General features: G+C 55.1%; 16 protein-coding genes. 11 read left to right on the top strand and 5 right to left on the bottom strand.

Annotated elements, in window-relative coordinates:
• Nucleotides 1-126 precede the first annotated feature (126 nt).
• The 3 genes from WG219_15200 to WG219_15190 all read right to left on the bottom strand — a co-directional run bounded on the left by WG219_15200 (nucleotide 127) and on the right by WG219_15190 (nucleotide 5872).
• Nucleotides 127-3705 (bottom strand): transporter substrate-binding domain-containing protein, encoded by a 3579-nt coding sequence (locus WG219_15200; protein WXL24655.1) that lies wholly within the window; start codon nucleotides 3703-3705, stop codon nucleotides 127-129.
• Nucleotides 3706-3726: 21 nt separating this feature from the next.
• Nucleotides 3727-4368, bottom strand: a complete 642-nt coding sequence (locus tag WG219_15195; GenBank protein ID WXL24654.1) for a response regulator transcription factor — start codon at nucleotides 4366-4368, stop codon at nucleotides 3727-3729.
• A 625-nt stretch (nucleotides 4369-4993) separates the two neighbouring features.
• Nucleotides 4994-5872: a hypothetical protein gene (locus tag WG219_15190; GenBank protein WXL24653.1), complete on the bottom strand. Its 879-nt coding sequence runs from the start codon at nucleotides 5870-5872 to the stop codon at nucleotides 4994-4996.
• Between the two features lie 228 nt (nucleotides 5873-6100).
• Here WG219_15190 and WG219_15185 point away from each other — a divergent pair, with 228 nt between their 5' ends.
• A complete protein-coding gene (locus tag WG219_15185; protein WXL24652.1) occupies nucleotides 6101-6685 on the top strand; it encodes a recombinase family protein in 585 nt (194 codons plus the stop codon).
• A gap of 290 nt (nucleotides 6686-6975) precedes the next feature.
• Here WG219_15185 and WG219_15180 read toward each other — a convergent pair whose 3' ends face one another.
• The gene (locus WG219_15180; GenBank protein ID WXL24651.1) at nucleotides 6976-7617 is read right to left on the bottom strand and encodes a cupin domain-containing protein; all 642 of its coding nucleotides are present in this window, start codon (nucleotides 7615-7617) and stop codon (nucleotides 6976-6978) included.
• 758 nt (nucleotides 7618-8375) lie between these two features.
• Here WG219_15180 and hxsD point away from each other — a divergent pair.
• From hxsD to rnhA, 10 genes are all read left to right on the top strand, one after another.
• Nucleotides 8376-8672: a His-Xaa-Ser system protein HxsD gene (gene hxsD, locus WG219_15175; GenBank protein WXL24650.1), complete on the top strand. Its 297-nt coding sequence runs from the start codon at nucleotides 8376-8378 to the stop codon at nucleotides 8670-8672.
• Nucleotides 8669-10123, top strand: coding sequence for a His-Xaa-Ser system radical SAM maturase HxsB (hxsB, locus tag WG219_15170; protein ID WXL24649.1), 1455 nt, complete (start codon nucleotides 8669-8671; stop codon nucleotides 10121-10123). Before hxsD ends, hxsB begins: the two co-directional genes overlap by 4 nt.
• Entirely contained in the window at nucleotides 10120-11283 is a 1164-nt protein-coding gene (gene hxsC / locus WG219_15165; protein ID WXL24648.1) for a His-Xaa-Ser system radical SAM maturase HxsC, read from the top strand. The genes hxsB and hxsC overlap by 4 nt, the downstream gene beginning before the upstream one ends.
• A gap of 442 nt (nucleotides 11284-11725) precedes the next feature.
• The gene (locus tag WG219_15160; protein ID WXL24647.1) at nucleotides 11726-12076 is read left to right on the top strand and encodes a hypothetical protein; all 351 of its coding nucleotides are present in this window, start codon (nucleotides 11726-11728) and stop codon (nucleotides 12074-12076) included.
• Between the two features lie 201 nt (nucleotides 12077-12277).
• Nucleotides 12278-12862 carry a hypothetical protein gene (locus tag WG219_15155; GenBank protein ID WXL24646.1) on the top strand — a complete coding sequence of 195 codons (585 nt, stop codon included), beginning with the start codon at nucleotides 12278-12280 and terminating at the stop codon, nucleotides 12860-12862.
• A 1041-nt stretch (nucleotides 12863-13903) separates the two neighbouring features.
• Entirely contained in the window at nucleotides 13904-14341 is a 438-nt protein-coding gene (locus WG219_15150; GenBank protein ID WXL24645.1) for a BRO family protein, read from the top strand.
• 185 nt (nucleotides 14342-14526) lie between these two features.
• Nucleotides 14527-14673 carry a hypothetical protein gene (locus WG219_15145; protein ID WXL24644.1) on the top strand — a complete coding sequence of 49 codons (147 nt, stop codon included), beginning with the start codon at nucleotides 14527-14529 and terminating at the stop codon, nucleotides 14671-14673.
• A 359-nt stretch (nucleotides 14674-15032) separates the two neighbouring features.
• Nucleotides 15033-15269: a hypothetical protein gene (locus WG219_15140; GenBank protein ID WXL24643.1), complete on the top strand. Its 237-nt coding sequence runs from the start codon at nucleotides 15033-15035 to the stop codon at nucleotides 15267-15269.
• A gap of 73 nt (nucleotides 15270-15342) precedes the next feature.
• Nucleotides 15343-16104: a KilA-N domain-containing protein gene (locus WG219_15135; GenBank protein WXL24642.1), complete on the top strand. Its 762-nt coding sequence runs from the start codon at nucleotides 15343-15345 to the stop codon at nucleotides 16102-16104.
• A 146-nt stretch (nucleotides 16105-16250) separates the two neighbouring features.
• On the top strand, nucleotides 16251-16730 hold the full coding sequence (gene rnhA / locus WG219_15130; GenBank protein ID WXL24641.1) for a ribonuclease HI: 480 nt from the start codon (nucleotides 16251-16253) through the stop codon (nucleotides 16728-16730).
• Between the two features lie 23 nt (nucleotides 16731-16753).
• On the opposite strand, the gene WG219_15125 is transcribed toward rnhA, so the two are convergent.
• Nucleotides 16754-18442, bottom strand: a complete 1689-nt coding sequence (locus WG219_15125; protein WXL24640.1) for a site-specific integrase — start codon at nucleotides 18440-18442, stop codon at nucleotides 16754-16756.
• Nucleotides 18443-18834 lie beyond the last annotated feature (392 nt).

Here is an 18834-nt window from a genome sequence, read left to right as displayed (position 1 = left end):
TGTTGTTTGAGACACCACCCAGGCAACAGTCAGTTGGGATTCAGAGCACCTGACGGATGCCTGGGTGGGACTCTGCAAAGGCTACGGATCACACCTCATAGGGCCCATTGGACGAGTACGAGAGTTTTAGGCCAGGCTGGCCAGTTCCTCTTCAGCCCCTGCGCGCAGGCGATGCAGGGCCTCCTTAAGACGGGTTTGGGCTTGGCGGATGGCCTGAGCGTCTTGCTCATGGCTTTGCTCCAGGGCATGACAAGCCACCGCCAGCGCGTGGGAGTCGATCATGCAGGCTAGCCCGGAAAGGCGATGGCTCACCTCGCGGATGGCCTCTGGGTTGCGGGATAAATCCAGCGCCTGCAATGCCTGCCAGTCAGTACTCAGATTGCTGACCACCTCCGTGAGGATGCGTTGACGCAGTTGTGGGCTGTTGTGGTCTGCACCCAGAAGATGATCGAGGCTGTACAAGGACTCTTCTTCATCAGCACTGCTCAAGCCACTAAGGGCTTCGCGCAGGCGGGCCAGGGTTACCGGTTTGATCATCAGATCATCCATCCCGGCTTCGCGGCACTGCTCGGCTTCATTGCTCATGGCATTGGCGGTGTAACCGATGATCAGGCGTGCGGGCAGTGACGCCTGCTGCTCCTGCTCGCGTACGGCACGGGTTAAGGCATAGCCATCCATATCAGGCATGTTGCAGTCGCTGATCAGCACGTCGTACTCGCCCTGTTGCAAGGCCAGTAGCGCCTGCTGGCCGCTGCTGACATGCTCGGCCTGATGGCCAAGCTGAGCCAGTTGCAGGCTCAGCACCAGGCCGTTGGTGGACACATCATCCACCACCAATACCTTCAGCGGACGTTGTGTGGCCGCATCGGTGGCAGGCTCCTCGCAGAGCTGTTCCGGGCCGTGTTGCCAGTCAAGCGTGACCTCCACATGCACGCTGCACCCTGCGCCGGGTGCGCTTTGCAGCCAAATGCGTCCGCCCATCAAGGCGGTCAGTTGCTTGCAAATGGTCAGCCCCAGGCCGGAGCCGCCGTAGCAGTGCACGGTTTGCGCCGTGGCTTGGCGGTAGGGCTCGAAAATCTGTGGCTGCAACTCCAGCGGAATCCCAATGCCGGTATCGCAGACACTGAACCTGAGCAGGCTGGAGCCTTGCGCTAAGGTGGTTTCGCGCACCTGCAGCTGCACGCTGCCGTGCTCAGTAAAACGCAGGGCATTGTTCAACAGGTTATGGATGATCTGTTGCAGGCGCAGGGTGTCCACCCAATAGCAGCGTTGAGGGTCAGCTTGAAAATCCAGGCTGAGTGCCAGCTGTTTTTCCTGAGCCTGGGCCGAGAACAGGCCTAGGCTGTTGCTCAGTAACACCTCAAGTGCCGTGAGCTGGGGCGCCAGCTGCATTTGCCCGCTTTCGATCTTATCCAGATCGAGAATGTTGCCGATCAGGTCGATCATCGCCGTAGCGGACTGCTGGGCGATACGTAGGTTGCGCGATGTGTTTTTGCGGTCGCTGGTTTCCAGTTCCAACAAGCCCACCAGCGCGTTCAGCGGTGTGCGCAACTCATGGCTCATGGATGCAAGAAACTCACTTTTCGCCGCGTTGGCATCCTGAGCGACTTGCTTGGCTTCGCGCAGCTCGATCTCCAGTTGCTTACGTGCGGTGATGTCCAGCCAGCCCCCTAGCGAGCCTTGCAACTTGCCACGGGCGTTGTAGAAGGGCACCAGCCACAGGTACAGGTAATGCTCTTCGCCGTTGATGCTCAGGCAGGTGTCGAGAAAGCGCGGCTGATGGTCGAGCAGTAACTGTTGGTGCTCGTTTTCCAGGGTTAAGGCAAAGTCATGGGGAATACTCTGCTGCTCGCTGGGTAAGGCACCCTCAGCGCACTCCTGCGTGGTGGAAAAAAACTCTTCGTAAGCGCGGTTACACGCGTTGAGGCGGCCTTTGAGATCGCACACGTAAAGTGGCGTCGGCATACCGTTGAACAGCGAAAACTGAAAGGCCAGTTTGTCTTGCAAGAGGTTTTGCGCGCTGATCCGTTTTCGCACCTGAATCTGCAAGCGCCAGTTCCACAGCATCGACAAACCAAACACCAGCGCCACCGCCAGCCCGACCTGCCAGGCTTTGTCAGCCAGCCATTTCCACAGTGCGTTGCCGGGCGTCTCTGCGATGACCTGAATCTCACTCTGGGGATTGCGCGACATCGCATCCAGCAGCTTATTGATGATGCTCATCAACTCCCGTGAACCAGGCGCGACAACAAAACGGTGTGGCGTTGGCGTGGCTTTGATCGACAGGCCATATTGCAGCCCCGGCTCGGGCTGATGATCAGTAGAGGCCGTGCTGACCAGCGTGGCATCGACCTGTCGGTTCAGGATCAGGCTCATGGAGTGGCGGAAGTTTTCTGTGCCGATGAGGCGGATGTTCGGGTAGCGCTGGCGCAGCTGCTGGTACAACGGATGATCGCGGGACAACGCTAATTTGCGCCCCTCCATGGCCTCCAGTGAGCTAGGGGAGCTGTCGCCATCGCGGATCAGGAAGGTCCAATTGCGGGTGCCGTAAGGCAGGGTGAAGAGGGCGTCTTTGTCGTGGATACCCAGCGAGCGGCTGGCAAGATCGGCGCTTCCGTTGCGCAGATGGATGAGGTCATTCTCTGCCGACTGGCTGGCCATGAAATTCACCTTCAGCCCGTAGATGCTCTCCAGGGACTCCAGCAGTTTTACGCTGAGCCCGGCCCAGTGATATCCGGCACGGGAACGGTACATATAAGCCGGGGTATCGTCCGCCAGTACAGTGATCTGCTGGTGTTGTTTTAGCCATTGCTGTTCGGCTGGGGTGAGGATGTAAGCGTCGGTATAAAAATACGGAAATCGGCCGTCGCGGGCCTGCTCCTGTATCCGGTTCTTTTCGGCTTCAGGAATGCTGCGCAACACATAGTTGATCAACGCCAGCAGCACCGGCTCGTTATTGCGCACGGCAAAGGAAAACCCGGTGGGTGGCAGCTGAGCGACAAACTTGTTCTGCAATTGCAGGTCGGTGCGCTCATGCAGGTACAAATTGGCGCGGAACTGGTCAGCGATAAAGGCATCGGCTTTGTCACTGGCCAGTAATTCAAACGCCATCGGCGTGTCGCTGACTAGGCTCACCTTAGCTTTGGGATAAGCCGCCTGCACGCTGGCCGCTGGCAGGTATTCGTCCAACGTCAGAATTTGCACATCACTCAAATCCAGCGGCTGGGACTGATCAGCGCTCCGGCCAATCACAATCGGCTTAGTCGGCAGATACGGCAGGGTCAGCATCAAGCCAGGGTTCTGTTTCTCGAAACCCGTGGCGCGGGTCAGTACATCCACGTGATGGGCGATCAGCGCATCCACCCCGGCCTGGGGGGAAGCCACATCAACGAACTCAATATTCAGATCAAGGTACCGGCTGATCTGCTTCAGGTACTCGTCCGAGATGCTGTTAAGCACCTGATTCTCTGCGCGCTCTTGTTCCCGTCCCGAAGGCTGGATGCGCGCCACCCGCAACGTCTGGCTTGGCAAACTGCTGCGCATACTCAGCAAACGGTTTAACGACGGCGCTGGCACCGGCAGCATGGACGCCGCATCCGTATCCGCTTGGCTGTTGGCCGGGGTGAGCAGAGCGGCCAGGGTCGCAAACAACAAGGCACAGCACAGCAACCCCCGGCGCGTCAGGGTAGGCAAGGTGCACAACATAAAAGGCTCCGGGGGCACGGCTCAGGCGAGGCCGTGTTCCTGAATGTAGAGAAACAGACTGGCCGAGGTGTCCAGTCCGAGCTTGCGCATGGCACTGCTCTTTTGTGTGCTGATGGTCTGCTTACTGCGGCACAGGTACTGGGCAATGTTGTTCACACTCATGCCGCTGCCGTACAGGCGCAGCACCTCAATCTCGCGGGGCGTCAACTGCTCCGGCTCCATCAGCGGCTTGCCGTGCACCGCCTTGCTGGTATCCAGCAGGCTCTTCAGCGAAGGCGATATAAAGGGTGACCGGTTGCTGGCATTCACCGCCTTAGGCAAGTCATTCATCAGCCCGCGCTTACTCACCAGCCCTTGAATCCCCAGCTTAAGCACGCTGTTTAACAGCGCCGGGTTATCCAACATGGTGATCACCACAATCCCCATCTGCGGGTACTGCGTGCGCAAACGGCGGATCAGGCGGATACCGTCCACCTGCTCACTGCCCGGCATCATCAGGTCAGTCAGCAACACCTCACAGGGAAACGCCTGCAAATTGCTCAGCAGCTCATCCACGCTGAATGCCTTGGCGGCAATCTGAATATCCGGGTGGCTATCCAGCAGAGTCTGAATCCCGATCAGGGTAAGAGGATGGTCATCGGCAAGCTGCACATTGATTGGCATAGGCGTTTAACTCTCTTTTCCAGGCAATAGGACACCCAAACGCCAGACTTTAAGAAAAGTGGCGTTGACAACCGGGCAAGTAAAAAGGGCGCGCAGAATAGCACCGGGAAAAGAATTCAGAAGATTCGCTCAGAGGTTTGGGAATCTTCCTACAGATATTAGGAGTTTTGGGTTAGATGGGGCGCCCGGATGATTATTGGGGCATCGGGATTATTGCGTTGATGTGCGGATTGCTATTTGGGGCAGGGTTTTCGACACTTTGTCGACACCCTGGCGGACGCCAGAAACAAAAAAGCCCCGACGGCGTGAGCTCGGTCGGGGCTTTTAGATTCTGCGATTTGGAGCGGGTGATGGGAATCGAACCCACGGAGCTATCGCTTACCCATTAAGGCCTTGATTCTACTGGACTTGCTGCAGTTGTTTCCTTGGATTCTGTACCAGTTTTTTGTACCACGGCAACCCCTGCTTGGCTGTTCTAGATCTGCCCGACTCCCTCACCGACCAGTGCATGAGCCTTTGGCTAAACTCATCTAGCAGCTTGTGAGGAGAGGGGCGGATTTTTTACAGAGATTTTTGAGCCGGCATTAGCGGGGTGCTCTGACCGCCTTTCCCCCTCGTGCCCCGGTCAGGCTCTTGGGTTTTCCTCTGCCCCGGTAGTTGCTTGGATGAGCTGTAGCTCTGCCCCGTTGCTGGCGTAGATCCTTACGTATCCACCGCAGAACCGACCCTGTAGCTTGATGGCGCTCTCAGGTTCGCCAAGAGCTTCTCTGATAGCTGCTTCGTATTGCCTGAAAAGGGCTTCCAGATAGTCCAGTTCGGCGTACAGCCGCTGGAGCTTCATAACGTCGGCCATTGCTGTGCCATTACTCATGAAGCCTCCGCCGGGGGCAAACAATGCGCCGCCTGAGGTATTCGATACGGTGACGTTTACACGTTTTTTTCTCAGATTGCGGCGCTGTATCAGTGACAGTTGGTCTGGTGTCATTCCTACTGCACTGCTGGGTAGCAGCTCCGGCCAGTTTTGATCAATGAGGTGGACGAGATTTTCTTGAACCCAGGTATCTGGGTGATCTGGGCCATGAGGCATGGAGTCGATGAAGTAAACACAAGCGTCATTGACTAGTGCGAATGCTACATCCTTGGTGCCGGAGATCAGGCCACTGGCTTGCATGTTCTCCCCCAAGTGGAAGTGGAGGATGCCCCAGTCGTCCAGAAGACCGTCCGATTTGGCAGGGTTGAAGGTTTGACGGCTGAGGTATGGCTTGAGTGGGTCGCCTCTGTGAATGGCCTCTACTAGCCGGTCAAACCCTCGTTGCAACTCTGCAGGTACTTTGAACGTAGCTGCGAGTGCTGTGTTCCTAGGGCGTGTATGTGGGCAGCGACGCTCCAACTTGAAGAGCAGGAGGGCGCACTCGGTTAGGTCATTACTTGGTGGCTGGACGCCAAGTGCCTGTAACTCGGCAACGACGTGATCCAAAAAGTCAGCCCTCAGATCAATCTGCATGTCGTTCTTCCGCGTCTAGCCAGTGCTGATTATACCAAGAGGCCTTGCTGGTATGCGGCAGCGGTGATGGCTCAGTAAGTGTACCTTCCGAGCCAACCTGAGCACAGCTTGAGCCAGACGAAACGCTGCAGCCTTCGCATGGATCAGAACTGTTGATTTATACCGATCCATCCAATAGCATCTTGAGCTAGCTTTGTGATCCACCTAGCGCTCAAGGAGCTATTAGCCATGACCGCCACCATTGCCTACGTCCGAGTCAGCACCGACGACCAAACCACCGAGGCCCAGCGCCACGCCATCAGCCAACGCTTCAATGTCAGTGAGTGGTTCTCCGATGAGGCCACCAGCGGGGCCACCAAGGCACTGCAACGGGAGGGCTTCAAGGCACTCCACGCCTACGCCAGGAAGGGAGACACGGTTGTCGTGGCAGCCATCGACCGCCTGGGCAGGGATACCATCGACGTGTTGGAAACAGTGGAAGCCCTGAAAGCCAAGGGCGTGACCGTGGTCTCGATGCGCGAAGGCTTCGACCTATCCAGCCCAGTCGGCAAAGCCATGCTCACCATGCTGGCTGCCGTGGCGGAACTGGAGCGGGCCAATATCAAGGCACGACAGATGGCCGGGATCGAGCGAGCCAGGGCGCAAGGCAAGAAGCTGGGTGCTCCGAAGGTGATCGATGATCAGGCCGTGGCAGTCTGGAGGAAGGAGAACAAGGCCAGCATTGCGGATACGGCCAAGCACTGGGGGATCTCAACGGCTGCCGTGAAGCGGGCTTGCAGGGTACTGCGAGTGCCACAAGCGCCAGCCGTGTAGACGAGGTTGCGGGTTTGGGGGCGCATTATTTTTTGCTGTAGGCCTCATCAGAGATGAGCCTATCCACTCCTACTCATATCCGGCCTCAAACGGCCAAAAGCAGTCACTTGGATGCGTCTACGAAACCAAGGGCGATTCAATGCGATGGATCTGGACATACAATCAAGAACGGCCAAATATGGCCTTGGGTGGCATCACCCTAAAACAGAAGTTAGCCCTCGTGGCATGACCTTTACTTCTGGTGAGTGCTAAAAATGGGGGATTACCCTGGCAAGTGCTCAGCACGTACCTCAAAAGCCTAAGTCGGCTCGCGCATCTTTAATCCATACCCGAGCGCCATTTATGCCTGCCACGGCCTTTAACGGCATCGCTGGTGGCAAGCGCATCCAACTCAGCGGCTGCAAGCTAAAGTCGGCACCTTCGAGCGAGCCCTCTAATAGCAGCACTTCTAAGCCTCGTGGGTTTTCCACACTTAGTTCGGTGTAGACGCTGAGATGTTGAATCCAGACACGCTCATGCTCATTTTCAAACAGCAACTGCTCACTCTCAGCTTGTACACAACTAACCAAGTGCACGCTGTCATCTGGGTGAAACTGCCGCAGCCGCACAAAAATCACACATCCCTCAGTCGCTCCAGGCGTATGCCGACTACCGGGAGGGTTACGCACATAACTGCCCGCTGGGTAGCGGCCGTGCTCATCCTCAAACACGCCTTCAAGCACTAAAAACTCTTCACCGCCGCCATGTACATGCTCACTGAAATAACTACCCGGCGCGTAACGCACCACACTGGTTGCGCGCGCCTGCTCAGCACCTAAACGGTACAAAGGTTTTCTTTGCACCCCGGGTAGTGGGCTATCAATCCAAGAAAGCTCCGCACTGTGCTCAATGGCCCGCAGGTTAAGGTCAGCATGTAAGCGTTCTGGTATCACAACAACTCCTATCTCTAAGATCGCCGCCCGACATCACAGTCTGCGCGCATAACTGACTGCTCATGCGTAGCGCATGCGCGAGCCTCATCAGTATTAAGTCTACACAACCACGAAAACTCACACTGGCGGCAATCTGCGCCACATCTGCATAGCACAGCATTTGTACTATGAATCGCCCTTGGTTTCGTAGACGCATCCAAGCGGCTGCTTCTGGCCGCTTTGAGCCTGTCGCATCAGGCGGAGGACGGCCAAAAGTGGACATAGGCTGCCTAGGGATGATCTGAAAAAGTCCTTTCTCGAAAAATGCAGCCCAGTAACCATGCGGGATACAGGGCAGCGGTTTCGCGAAAAACGGGCTTTTTCAGAGTTTCCCTAGGAAAAGCGGGGCTATTCACGATTCATATTGACCATTTGTGCACACCTGTACTAAAAGAATGTCCTCATTAACCGCAAGAGATGTGTGACATGAAAAGACCGTTCCTCCTCCCTTTGGCTGCTCTCGCAACCGCTCTCACCTCAGGCCAGTCAACAGCAAGCGTTCCTACCGCCCCCGCACTGGAACCTGAAATGCCTACAGCACCTAAGGCTCAAACTACCGAAAACGAAGTTATTGCTGCCAAGTCTGACAGTGGGAACGTCTTCAACTTCGTGCTCAAGCGCGGCGCTGGTGGCGTTATGATGGCTTACCACTCATCCCATGCCTCGCACGCATCTCACGCATCTCACGCCTCACATGCTTCGCACGCTTCGGGGTACTGATGACATCTGTCTTTCTGAGTTTTGACGAAAAGCTTTACAACCCAGAGTCGATTCAGAAAGCAGCTTACCGAGGACAACACGCCTTCACATTGAGCCTTTGCGCCCAAGGTGGAGCGTTGACCTGTGAGCTGCTTGCAAACATTACAACTTCTGAGGAGGCCTTTAGAGTTGCGGTCGAGGAGTTCCGAAAGGACGTTCTGGATTACCAGCTGAGAATTAAGCTACAGGAACAAACTGCCAATATTAGAAACATGATCCTTGGCGTAGCATTCTCTAATAGCGGGCTAATTCAGTGAGCAAATTTCAGGGCATTGACGCCTTCAAGACTGAGGGTGCTTACGAGCTGCTGCCTTTTCAATTCGACAGGCTTGCTGACGACTCATATGTTGTCAGCAACATGGCAGGAGAGCATTTGGTCTTGGACGGCGGCACCCTATATGGGCTGGTGAATAAGACTCTCACTGAGGGCAGCAAGTGGTTCTCCGATCTTAGGTCAAAGCACTTCATTCGCTATCCGAATGAAATTTCCCCGGTGAACCTGCTGGCACTGAAGGTTCGAACTAAGTATTCGCGCCTACCAAATTTCACCAACCTCCACATTTTTGTGGTCACACTGCGCTGCGACCATAGCTGCCCTTACTGTCAAGTCTCCCGCCAGATGGAAGGTGCAGGAGCGTTCGATATGACCAAGGAGATGGCAGATAAAAACCTAGACTTCGTTTTCCGCTCACCGAATTCGGCTATAAAAATAGAGTTCCAAGGTGGCGAGCCGCTGCTGAATTTTGAGATGGTTAAGTATGTGGTGTTGGAGGCTGAGAAGCGCAACATCACTGAGCGGCGAGAGCTTCGTTTTATTATCGCAACTACCCTTTCGCTGGTGACAGACGAGATTCTAGATTTCTGTCGTGATCATGACATCCACATCTCAACCTCACTTGATGGCCCTGAGGATCTCCACAACTCAAACAGGCCTCGCCCAGGTAAGGACAGCTATCAGCGCTTCATCAGAGGCCTCAGCAAAGCGCGAGAAGCTCTGGGGTATTACAGCGTATCGGCCCTGATGACGACTACGGAAAAGAGCCTTGATCGCCCCAAAGAGATCATCGATGAATTCATTGATCTTGGCTTTGAGGGGATATTCTTGCGGTCGCTTTCGCCTTACGGGTTTGCTATCAAAACCAAGAAATACTCTGGCTATGACGTAGATCGCTGGATGGATTTCTATAAGAAAGGGCTTGAGTACATCCTTGAGCTGAACAAGCAAGGCACCCGATTTGTGGAGCACTACGCCATGCTAGTGCTTAAGAAAATGCTTACAAGCCAAGACCCTGGCTATGTTGACTTGATGAATCCTGCCGGTGCGGGTATTTCAGCCATCGTGTTTAACTACGATGGTTCGGTCTACGCATCAGATGAAAGCCGCATGTTGGCTGAGATGGGAGACGAATCGTTCAATTTAGGCAACATCATGACTGACTCCTATGAGCAGATCATGCTGTCTGACAAGCTTCTAGACGCCCTTGAAGGTTCGTTCACCCTAAGTGCACCGATGTGCTCGGAGTGTGCATTTGAGCCGTTCTGTGGCGCTGATCCAGTCTTCCACCATGCCATGTACAAGGACATTTTAGGCCGTAAGTCCGAGTCGGCTTTTTGCCGGAAAAACATGGCTGTGTTTAAGTATCTGATAAATCTGATGCAGACAGACCCCAAGGCCAAGGAAATTTTCTTAGGATGGGTTAGCCAATGATGAAGCTGGGTGGGAAGCTGGATTTGATCCCAGCCGTCGATGTTGGCCTACGGTCTTTGCTCCTTCAGGTTTCGACCGCAACGAACATGCCCGATGTTCTGAAGAAAAAGCGTGCATACCTGTGTAAGGACGAGAATGACAGGCCGGTAGGATTCTCTCACTACCTTTTCGTGAATAAGGCAGGCAAGCACCTTGAGTCAGCAGGCAATTTCATTGTACTGCCAGGCGATTACTACTATCTCGACCATGACGACATTGTGAGGATTGCAGCCGAAGGCTCAACCATTCGAGTGCTTTACCGGGCAAGCTCTCCGCATAATTTCCTGCTAATGACTGAGCAGTGCAACCACTACTGCTTGATGTGCTCTCAGCCTCCCAAGGCTGCTGACGACTCATGGCTTTTGGATGAGCTTGAACAAGTCATTCCCATGATTCCAAAAAATGCTTTCGAGATTGGCTTTACAGGCGGTGAGACTACACAGTCGCGTGATCGCTTCCTGAAAATCATCAATATGACCAAATCATATCTGCCGAGAACCGCCGTTCACATTCTCTCGAATGGGCGCTCTTTTGCGGATGAGGCATTTACCGAGAAATACTCTAAGATTGGCCATCATGACGCGATGGTTGGGATTCCGATCTACTCGGATGATCCGACCATGCATGACTACATCGTGCAAGCAAAGGGGGCTTTTGATGAAACGATTCAAGGCATCCTCAATCTGAAACGTTACGGTCAGCTGGTCGAGATCCGGATTGTTCTCCATAAGCTCTCAATTCAACGCCTGAAGGAGCTATGTGAGTTCATTAGCAGGAATCTACTTTTCGTGGATCATGTTGCACTCATGGGCCTTGAGATGACGGGGTTCACTAGAGCGAATCTTGATGAACTTTGGATTGATCCCCATGACTATAAAGACACGCTCAGCGAAGCAGTGAAAATCCTCGCTGCAACGGGGATCCGAACCTCGGTCTACAACCATCAGCTCTGTCTAGTAAATCAAGACGTGATGCCGTACTACCGCAAGTCCATTTCTGACTGGAAAAACGATTACGCATCAGAGTGCATGGACTGCGCCAAAAAGGATGAGTGCGGAGGATTCTTTGCCTCAGGCATCAAGCATGGCTACAGCCAGAAGCTGATTCCGTTCGCGAACTGAAGGGAGTCGCCCCTGGCTACCCCAAGCCTCAGCAGAGATATGTTTCATCACTGTAACGTTGTCTGCCCAGGTTGCTTATGCTCACCGTGCTCCTTTCCACCTAGGCAATCGCTTGGGATGGCTACGACTACGAAAACAGCAAGTAGGTTGAAATCGGGAAAGGCAATCTAGTCGGCCCTGGCCAAGAAATTGAATTTTACGATTATGACTCCGGCGAGTATCGCTATGGCGATGTAGAGTCCATGGAGTGCAATAGCTCTAGCGTGGAAGTTTAGGTCTATGACCAAAAAACTGGCGAGCACAGGATATTTTAAATAGAAGTCTGAAGGGCGGCCGCGAGATTATCCAAATAAACCCCTCAGCCTTAGAAGTGGCTCGCGGCTTAGAATTTTATAGACCGCAGAGCAGAGTAAAAGAACAAGTTACATATAAGGAAAATACGATGAAAACTAAAATTCTGGCGCCATTGATCTTGATCAGCGTGACTTCCGGCCATGTTGCCGCAGATAACTCCCAGGCCAACAAGGCTTACGAAGATATAATGGTGTGCCAATATAAGGCAGCCATCGAGTTAGATGACGGTATCTCAGGGGTAGAATCTATAGTGCCGGCCGTCGCCAATTCCTGCCAGAATGAAACCAATCGGTTCTATCATGCGCTGCGAAGCAGTATCAATGGCCCCATTGATGAAGCCGCTGTCCAGCGAGCAACTAGAGAGAAGGCATTGCAAACGGCCAACAGTATTATACTGATGAAGAGAGCGGATGAGAGAAAGGCGAGAGGGCAACAATAATCCTGCAAAGCACCTTAAGTAGAGATGCGCTTTCGCCCAGCCTATAAAAGATGAATCTCCCCGTTTTTTTAGACACGGGACGGCAGCTTTTGGCCGCCCCTCAAGCCAGCTACTACTGAAGACAGGGAGGCGTCGCTGGGGCGTCTAAAGCATAGGCCAGGTATGTTTACTAGAACGGGGTAGTCCACTCAAGGTGATGCGGTGTCTGAAAAAATTGTTGCGATAGGATCTACAGGCTCTGGAAGACAACCATCAGGTGATGACGGCCGGAAGCGCTGGGTAAGCGAGATGCGCTACACGTGGATACTGGTACTGCTGCTGTCTGTAGTACCTGCCGTGATTTATGGCACAGCTTTCCCGGCTGGGCTAGTTCTGATGGCTACAGTCGTTTTTGGTCTTCCGACGGGACTTGCTGCACTTCTTGTCAAAGACAAAGCCTGGCGAGGCAGTCTGTGGCGCCGGTTGGTAGTGTTGGGTTTAGTCTCTGGGGGCGCCGTTGCGCTGGTCAATCAGGCCGACAAACTAACTCCAGGCATGGCGACCCCCATCGTGCAGGCGATCGAGCAGTTCAAGCTGGACACGGGGGCCTATCCGAATACGCTTGCCGAGCTGAACTCGAAGTACCTAGAGCACCTACCGGCCGTGCGAGTGGCATTCCAACAGCCTGAAGTTACCTACGTTCTCCGAGAAGGACACCCCAAGCTCAAAATTCCCTCAGCGGCGGGTGATGCGTTCGCAAGTCACGAATATAACTTCGAAGAGAGGCGCTGGGAGCACAACAACTAGGCGCAGCCCACATCCAGGCGATCCGCCAAGTTTTGGGTTCACTCAATCCACTGCGAATGTCCGCTTCTGGCAGATAGGCGTCGCTGCGAGGATAGAAGCTCATCACCACTTCCTCTCATGGCCTCTTTTCAAGATCGCAGCACGTTCGACGAAGATCGATTACCACACTGTTATGGAGGAAAGAACGCGCAATCTCGCACGTTCGATCCTCAACCATGACGCTCGATCTTCACCGCCGGAGGAGCTGATCGAGCCAGGGAAAGGCAACAGCCCAGCGAGGCGACCGCCGAGTACCTACTGCTACTTTGAGCTTCAGGCGTACAGCCCCTCTCACTGCCCCGACCAATCGGCCAGCAGTCACGGGTGATGACGAACCTGACATAGCTGGCTGGGAGGTGATGGCACCCAGTCGAGGCTGGCTACCTGCGATGACTCGCGGGGTGTAGCGGTGGATGGCGAAGCCACTCTAAGAGTGTCTTTGAGCTGTCCTTCATCCATGGTCATTACCATCAATCCATCAATGAAGAACGAAGCAATGAGACAGCATCAAGTCTGTCTTGCGGAGGACACTGGCAGGTGCTCTTCAAGCTGCACCGCAAGTTGCTCTTGATGCCTCCCCAACTCTGCTGACACAGGATCGATGATCACCGATGACGATGTTGTCAGCGATCATCCCCGTCAGTGGTTGTCAGGAAGCCCAAGCCCCTCTGCCAGACCACCTCCTGCTCATCTTCATGTACCTCCAGATGACTCCGCCCAGGAGTTTCCTCATTCGCCTCTGTCATCCATCAGCCCTGGCCTCAGCACAGTAGCGACCTAGGCAACCACTGCTGCCCAGGCCTTGGCCCATGGACGACATCCAGGCACCGGGGATCTCCTGGGCAAGTCACCAAGCATCAACCCTGCATCCCTTGCAGATTCCCCTGAAACCCAGCCCGTTTTGTCCAGCCGTCCGAGCCGTCCGTGTTTCCCTTGTAGATGGGAGCTGGTGGCATGGATGGAAGGGACTCTGACGGCTGAACAAAAAGGAACATCTACGTTATGCAAATCGCACCCAAAGGCACTCACAACGCGACCAACACCCTGCCAACCATCGTCTACGCATTTGATGGCAATGAGATCCGCACTGTCCTGATCAATGATGATCCCTGGTTTATAGCCAAGGACGTAGCCGAAGCACTGGGCTACTCGGATACCGATGCAGCGATCCGCAAGCACTGCAGAAACGCAATGACCTGCCCCGACGAATCGACGGGTCAGGTTCGCCATATGAAGATAATCCCCGAACGCGACGTCTACCGCCTGATCTTCAGTTCACGGCTACCTTCTGCCGAGCGATTCGAGGACTGGGTTGTGACTGAAGTACTGCCCTCGATCCGCAAGCGCGGCATGTACATCATGGGCCAGCAGAAAATCCGAACTGAGCTTCTGGATGCGCTGGCAGAGAACATCCGTGAAAAGGCTCTCCCGGCGCTATGAGAGTTCGACCGCCTCACCGAACATGACCACTGGCTGGCACACAAGAATCCAGAGAAGTACAGGCGTCTCTGCCAACTCGCAATCGACAGGATTGCCCTCGACTTCGATCTCCCTCGATCCGTTATGGAAGCTATTGCCCTGACGGGGCTGGGAGCGATTACCGAGCAGCACATGGAGGTAGCCTGATGCGTCTACCTGAACTGATCTTCCTGGGCGCTCTGCTGCTCTGGCCTCTGGTTCCCTTGGTGTACCTACTCTGCATCGCCTGGCAGACCGACTTCAAGTTGGTTGCTCGATCCAAGCAGAGAACCACAGAAGGCTCTCGCTCATGAAGAGCATCGCCAGCGAAGTAAGGAAGGCCAGGAGTCGGAGAGCTTCGGGCTTGGCTACGACTGCCGGAGGCACCGCCCAACATCCGCTGCTGAGCGAGATACTGGCCGCAGACAAACGCAGATGGAAAGCAGCCCAGCAGATGAACCTTCCGGTGCTCCGGCTTTTACGAAGAGCCGCAGCCAACTGAACAGAACATCAGGAAATCCAGGCTAACCAGTACATCTGACCCAATTACCACACAGGTATGGAAGACCTTACCGACGGATTACCACACAGGTATGGAAGACCCGCCCCCGGTATGCCACACGCTGCCGGGGGTTTCTGTTTCAAGACCCACGACAACTGTGAGGAGAAACTCATGATCAATTCGAAAATCCGCTCTTTGTCCATCAAACATGAACTGATCCAGAAGACTATCGACGTGCTCGAACAACAGATCGCCGACAACGATGTGGAGATCAGCTGCAACAACGAACAGATTTTCTGCAATGCCGAGCAGACCAACCGACTGGAAGAGCGCAACCTGCTGCTGATTGCAGAAATCGACGAAGCCAGGGAGACCGTCGAGAGCCTCAAAGCCCTGATCGGTCAGTAAACAACCCCCTCACTACCAACTAACACCCATAGCCCGCCTCTGAGCGGGCTTCGTCTTTTCTGGAGGACAGAACATGAGCAAGCAACTGATCACCCGCGAGTACAACGGCAACGTATTCACCTTCCGCGAGGACGGCTACTTCAACATGACCGACGCTGCGAAGAAGTTCGGGAAAGATGTCTTCGAGTTCCTACGACTGCCGAGCACTGTGGAATATGTGGAAGCACTAACCGGGATTATCCCGGTATCTAATCTAACTGAGGCCAAACGCGGTGTAGGCACCTGGGCACACCCGAAGCTGGCCGTCTTCTTCGCCCGCTGGCTGGACGTGAAGTTCGCAGTCTTCTGCGACATGGTCATCGACGACATCCTCAACAAGAAGGCCGAGCTGACAATCACCCAGCCCGCCGAGTCGATGGCAATGAAGGTTCCCCAGTCGTTCCCCGAGGCGCTACGTCTGGCTGCCGAGCTGGCAGAGAGAAACGAGCAGCTCGCGCTGGAGAACAAGGAGATGGCACCGAAGGCTGTCGTCTTCGACAACTGCGTGGCGCTGCGTCAGGAATCCCTGGCCACCTTCGTGCGTACCCTGGAAGGCGTCAACACGATGGCCATCAAGGGCGATCTGGCTGACCAGGGCTACCTGTACCGCACCAAGAGAACCAATCAGTACCGGGTGTATGCCAGGTACCGGGACACGCTGTTCGTCGAGAAGCTGAAAGCACATCCACCAGTCCAGCCTTACTACCAGATCATTCCTACTGCAGAGGGTAAAAAGCTGATCGTCCAGCTCTATTTAGAAGGAAAGCTGACCATGAAGAAGGGATTCGCTGCGTGACCTGCAGTTTCGCCACTGCACTTCAACTACCACCAGCCCGTTTAGTCCTGCCGCTTGTGTCCGTCTGCGCTGCCCTCTGTGGTAGGCGCTGGTGGGCGTAGGCGGTGGCGACCACAAGCGGCAGAACTAAGAGGAATACCACATCCATGCAACATCAACGCATCATTCAGATATTCACCGATGGTGCTTGCCTCAACAACGGTAAACCCCAAGCTCGTGGAGGCTGGGCGGCCATTCTGCGAAACCCTGAGGGGCGCACAATGGAGATCACAGGGCCGCTTGAGGGCGATCAGCAGACCAACAACCGGGCCGAGCTGACTGCGGTCATCACGGGGCTACAAGCCCTGAAGACCCCTGGTTCGATGGTGGAGGTAGTGACTGACAGTACCTACGTTAGGAACGGCTGCACCTCTTGGCTGGCCAAGTGGAAGCAGAATGGCTGGCGCACCGCTGACAGAAAGCCGGTGGCCAATGCTGACCTCTGGCAGCTCCTCGATCAGCTACTGGCCGAGCACACGATTCACTTCAAGTGGGTGCGTGGCCATAGCGGTCATCCCGAGAATGAGAGGGCTGATGCCCTGGCTCAACGAGCTGCTCTGAGTGAGCGCGTCGAGCGTTATGGTTGAGCCTAGTGACAGCCTTCTGCTGTCTACTGCGGTAGCAGCCCTGCAGCCTTAGCTATGCTCGGGAACTTCTCCAGTTCGTTGGCCATCCGGCGAAGCGGGTTGCTCCCATAGGTCGCGCCCACATTCGGTGCCGCATGTCCTGTGATCCAATCGCTGACAGCGGTCTCGATACCGACCTCCCGGCACAGCGTCTTAAAGGTATGGCGGAAGCCGTGAGAAGGGCTGGCTTGGCTATCCAGCTTCGCCACATCCTTCAGGTACTTGCTCCATAGTTTGCCGAACGAGTGTCCATAGCCGTCCTGGCGGTGCTTCTCCAGTTTCGGGAATAGCCGTCCCTTTTGGGGGAGGCTGTCCTTGTACCCAAGAAAACCAAGCGCCAATAGGTCTTTGTAAAGTGGGATTTTCCGTCGGCTGCTCTGAGTCTTCACGGACTTGTCTTCGCCCGGTGCGATGCTCAGATACCAAATCCCGAGATCATCATCCTTGCGCACGTCGGCCACTTCCAGTTGTGCCAGTTCTTCGCGGCGTGCTCCGGTGTAGGCCATCAGAAGGGGCAGCCAGTAAAGCGCTTCGCCAACATCAGCTCGTGCGGGTTTCCACCCCGTAGTGAACAGAGGGCTGGTGAAAATGGTGACCAGCTCTGCTTGGCTGTAGCCCTTGTCTTCGATGCCCTGGGTCTTTTGTGCCGCCCTGGCCACTCGCTGGATTAACCCAGCAGCGGTGACCGGGTTCTCTTGGATGTACCCAAGGCGACAGGCTACGGCTAGGACTGCAGAGAAACTCTTGAGCCTGTTTTTGACCGTCACCAAGCTGGCAGTGGGAAGACCTTCAGCCTCGGCCTTGGCGATGAGCTGGTGTGCTGACAGGCCTCGGGTTCCTGCGCCCTTGGTAGGCATCTTCGCCAGTTTGGAGCTGAACTCCTGGCACATCGGACGGGTGATCCTGCTGACAGGCATATCGCCGAACAGCTCGGTGAAGATGGCAATGGTTGCCCCGAAGGTACTGATCGTCTTCGCTGTGCTGGGGTTGTCCCCATCGAGCTGGCGCTTGTCATCTGCCCAAAGCGTGAAGACCTCCGAGAGTTTCGGTGAGTGAGCTTCTTTCTGTTGGGCTGAGCGCTCGATAGTGAGGGGCTGCTCTGCGGCTGGAAGGCTGAGATTGGATAGCCAGTCCCCGTGATGACGGGCGAAGGCGAGACGGCACAGCTCACACCAGCGGATGTAGAAGGCGTCTTCAAGTGCTCGCCTTGCAGGATCGGCTGGTACAGGAAGCGGCAGGTTGAGCTGATGAAGTGTGTGACTGATGAAGCCGGAAAGCGCCTCGGTAAGGGCCACGGGTGTATCCATGCCCACAAAGTCAGAGGCAGGGAGGTAGTCGAGATCCGAGCCTGTATCGGACACAGCCAAGAAGTCTTTCACCTTCTCGGGGTTGGTTTCCCATTCCTGCAGAACAGCCTTAGCCCATCTGTCGGCCAGCTTGATTGCATCTGAAGGTAAGACGCGGGAGATCCCTGCGAGTTGGTCTCGCGCTGCAGTGAAGGCTTCTTCGCAGCGTTGTGCTTCCCCAATGAAGCGAAGACGTGCTTCGGGGAGATGCCGTGTCTTGAGGGAGACCTTCCATTCACGCTTGCCGATGATTCGGCGGATGTCTTCGGGGACTTCTCGGCGGAAGTAGAAGATACCGTTCTGTGGATGTTTCCAAGGTTGCGCCATGATCGCCACTGTACCAGCCCTCTGTACCAATCAGCAGAAGGGCAGCAAGCAGTCAGAAACTAAAAGCCCCTGAATCCGTTAAGAATCAAGGGCTTATGGAGTCTGGAGCGGGTGATGGGAACAAATCCGCGCATCCAACCCATTGATTAATAACGGGTTTCCCCAGTTCGGATGTCCGATTTGGGCCACAAATGATACCAGTTTTGCCCTCCTGATGGATAGATGCATCCACTGCTGTCTTAGGGCAGCTACATGTCGTTTTCAGAAGACGGCTGCACTGAACGTCAGAAGCCGACTGCACTATAGCAGCGGAGGGGTTGGATCCATCAGGCAACGACGGGCTGCTGCCGGCCATCAGCGGACGCAGGGAGGACTTTCCGCAACCGGCCGTT

This window comes from Pseudomonas mendocina (assembly GCA_037482215.1).
In the GTDB taxonomy this organism is placed as follows: Bacteria; Pseudomonadota; Gammaproteobacteria; order Pseudomonadales; family Pseudomonadaceae; genus Aquipseudomonas; species Aquipseudomonas mendocina_E.
This window is presented reverse-complemented; position numbering and strand designations above follow the sequence as displayed.

Excerpts from the sequence above, each read along its gene's own strand:
- WG219_15200 (WXL24655.1), bottom strand. The coding sequence starts at position 3,705 with ATGTTGTGCACCTTGCCTACCCTGACGCGCCGGGGGTTGCTGTGCTGT.
- WG219_15195 (WXL24654.1), bottom strand. The coding sequence starts at position 4,368 with ATGCCAATCAATGTGCAGCTTGCCGATGACCATCCTCTTACCCTGATC.
- WG219_15190 (WXL24653.1), bottom strand. The coding sequence starts at position 5,872 with ATGCAGATTGATCTGAGGGCTGACTTTTTGGATCACGTCGTTGCCGAG.
- WG219_15185 (WXL24652.1), top strand. The coding sequence starts at position 6,101 with ATGACCGCCACCATTGCCTACGTCCGAGTCAGCACCGACGACCAAACC.
- hxsD (WXL24650.1), top strand. The coding sequence starts at position 8,376 with ATGACATCTGTCTTTCTGAGTTTTGACGAAAAGCTTTACAACCCAGAG.
- hxsC (WXL24648.1), top strand. The coding sequence starts at position 10,120 with ATGATGAAGCTGGGTGGGAAGCTGGATTTGATCCCAGCCGTCGATGTT.
- WG219_15160 (WXL24647.1), top strand. The coding sequence starts at position 11,726 with ATGAAAACTAAAATTCTGGCGCCATTGATCTTGATCAGCGTGACTTCC.
- WG219_15150 (WXL24645.1), top strand. The coding sequence starts at position 13,904 with ATGCAAATCGCACCCAAAGGCACTCACAACGCGACCAACACCCTGCCA.
- WG219_15145 (WXL24644.1), top strand. The coding sequence starts at position 14,527 with ATGCGTCTACCTGAACTGATCTTCCTGGGCGCTCTGCTGCTCTGGCCT.
- WG219_15140 (WXL24643.1), top strand. The coding sequence starts at position 15,033 with ATGATCAATTCGAAAATCCGCTCTTTGTCCATCAAACATGAACTGATC.
- WG219_15135 (WXL24642.1), top strand. The coding sequence starts at position 15,343 with ATGAGCAAGCAACTGATCACCCGCGAGTACAACGGCAACGTATTCACC.
- rnhA (WXL24641.1), top strand. The coding sequence starts at position 16,251 with ATGCAACATCAACGCATCATTCAGATATTCACCGATGGTGCTTGCCTC.
- WG219_15125 (WXL24640.1), bottom strand. The coding sequence starts at position 18,442 with ATGGCGCAACCTTGGAAACATCCACAGAACGGTATCTTCTACTTCCGC.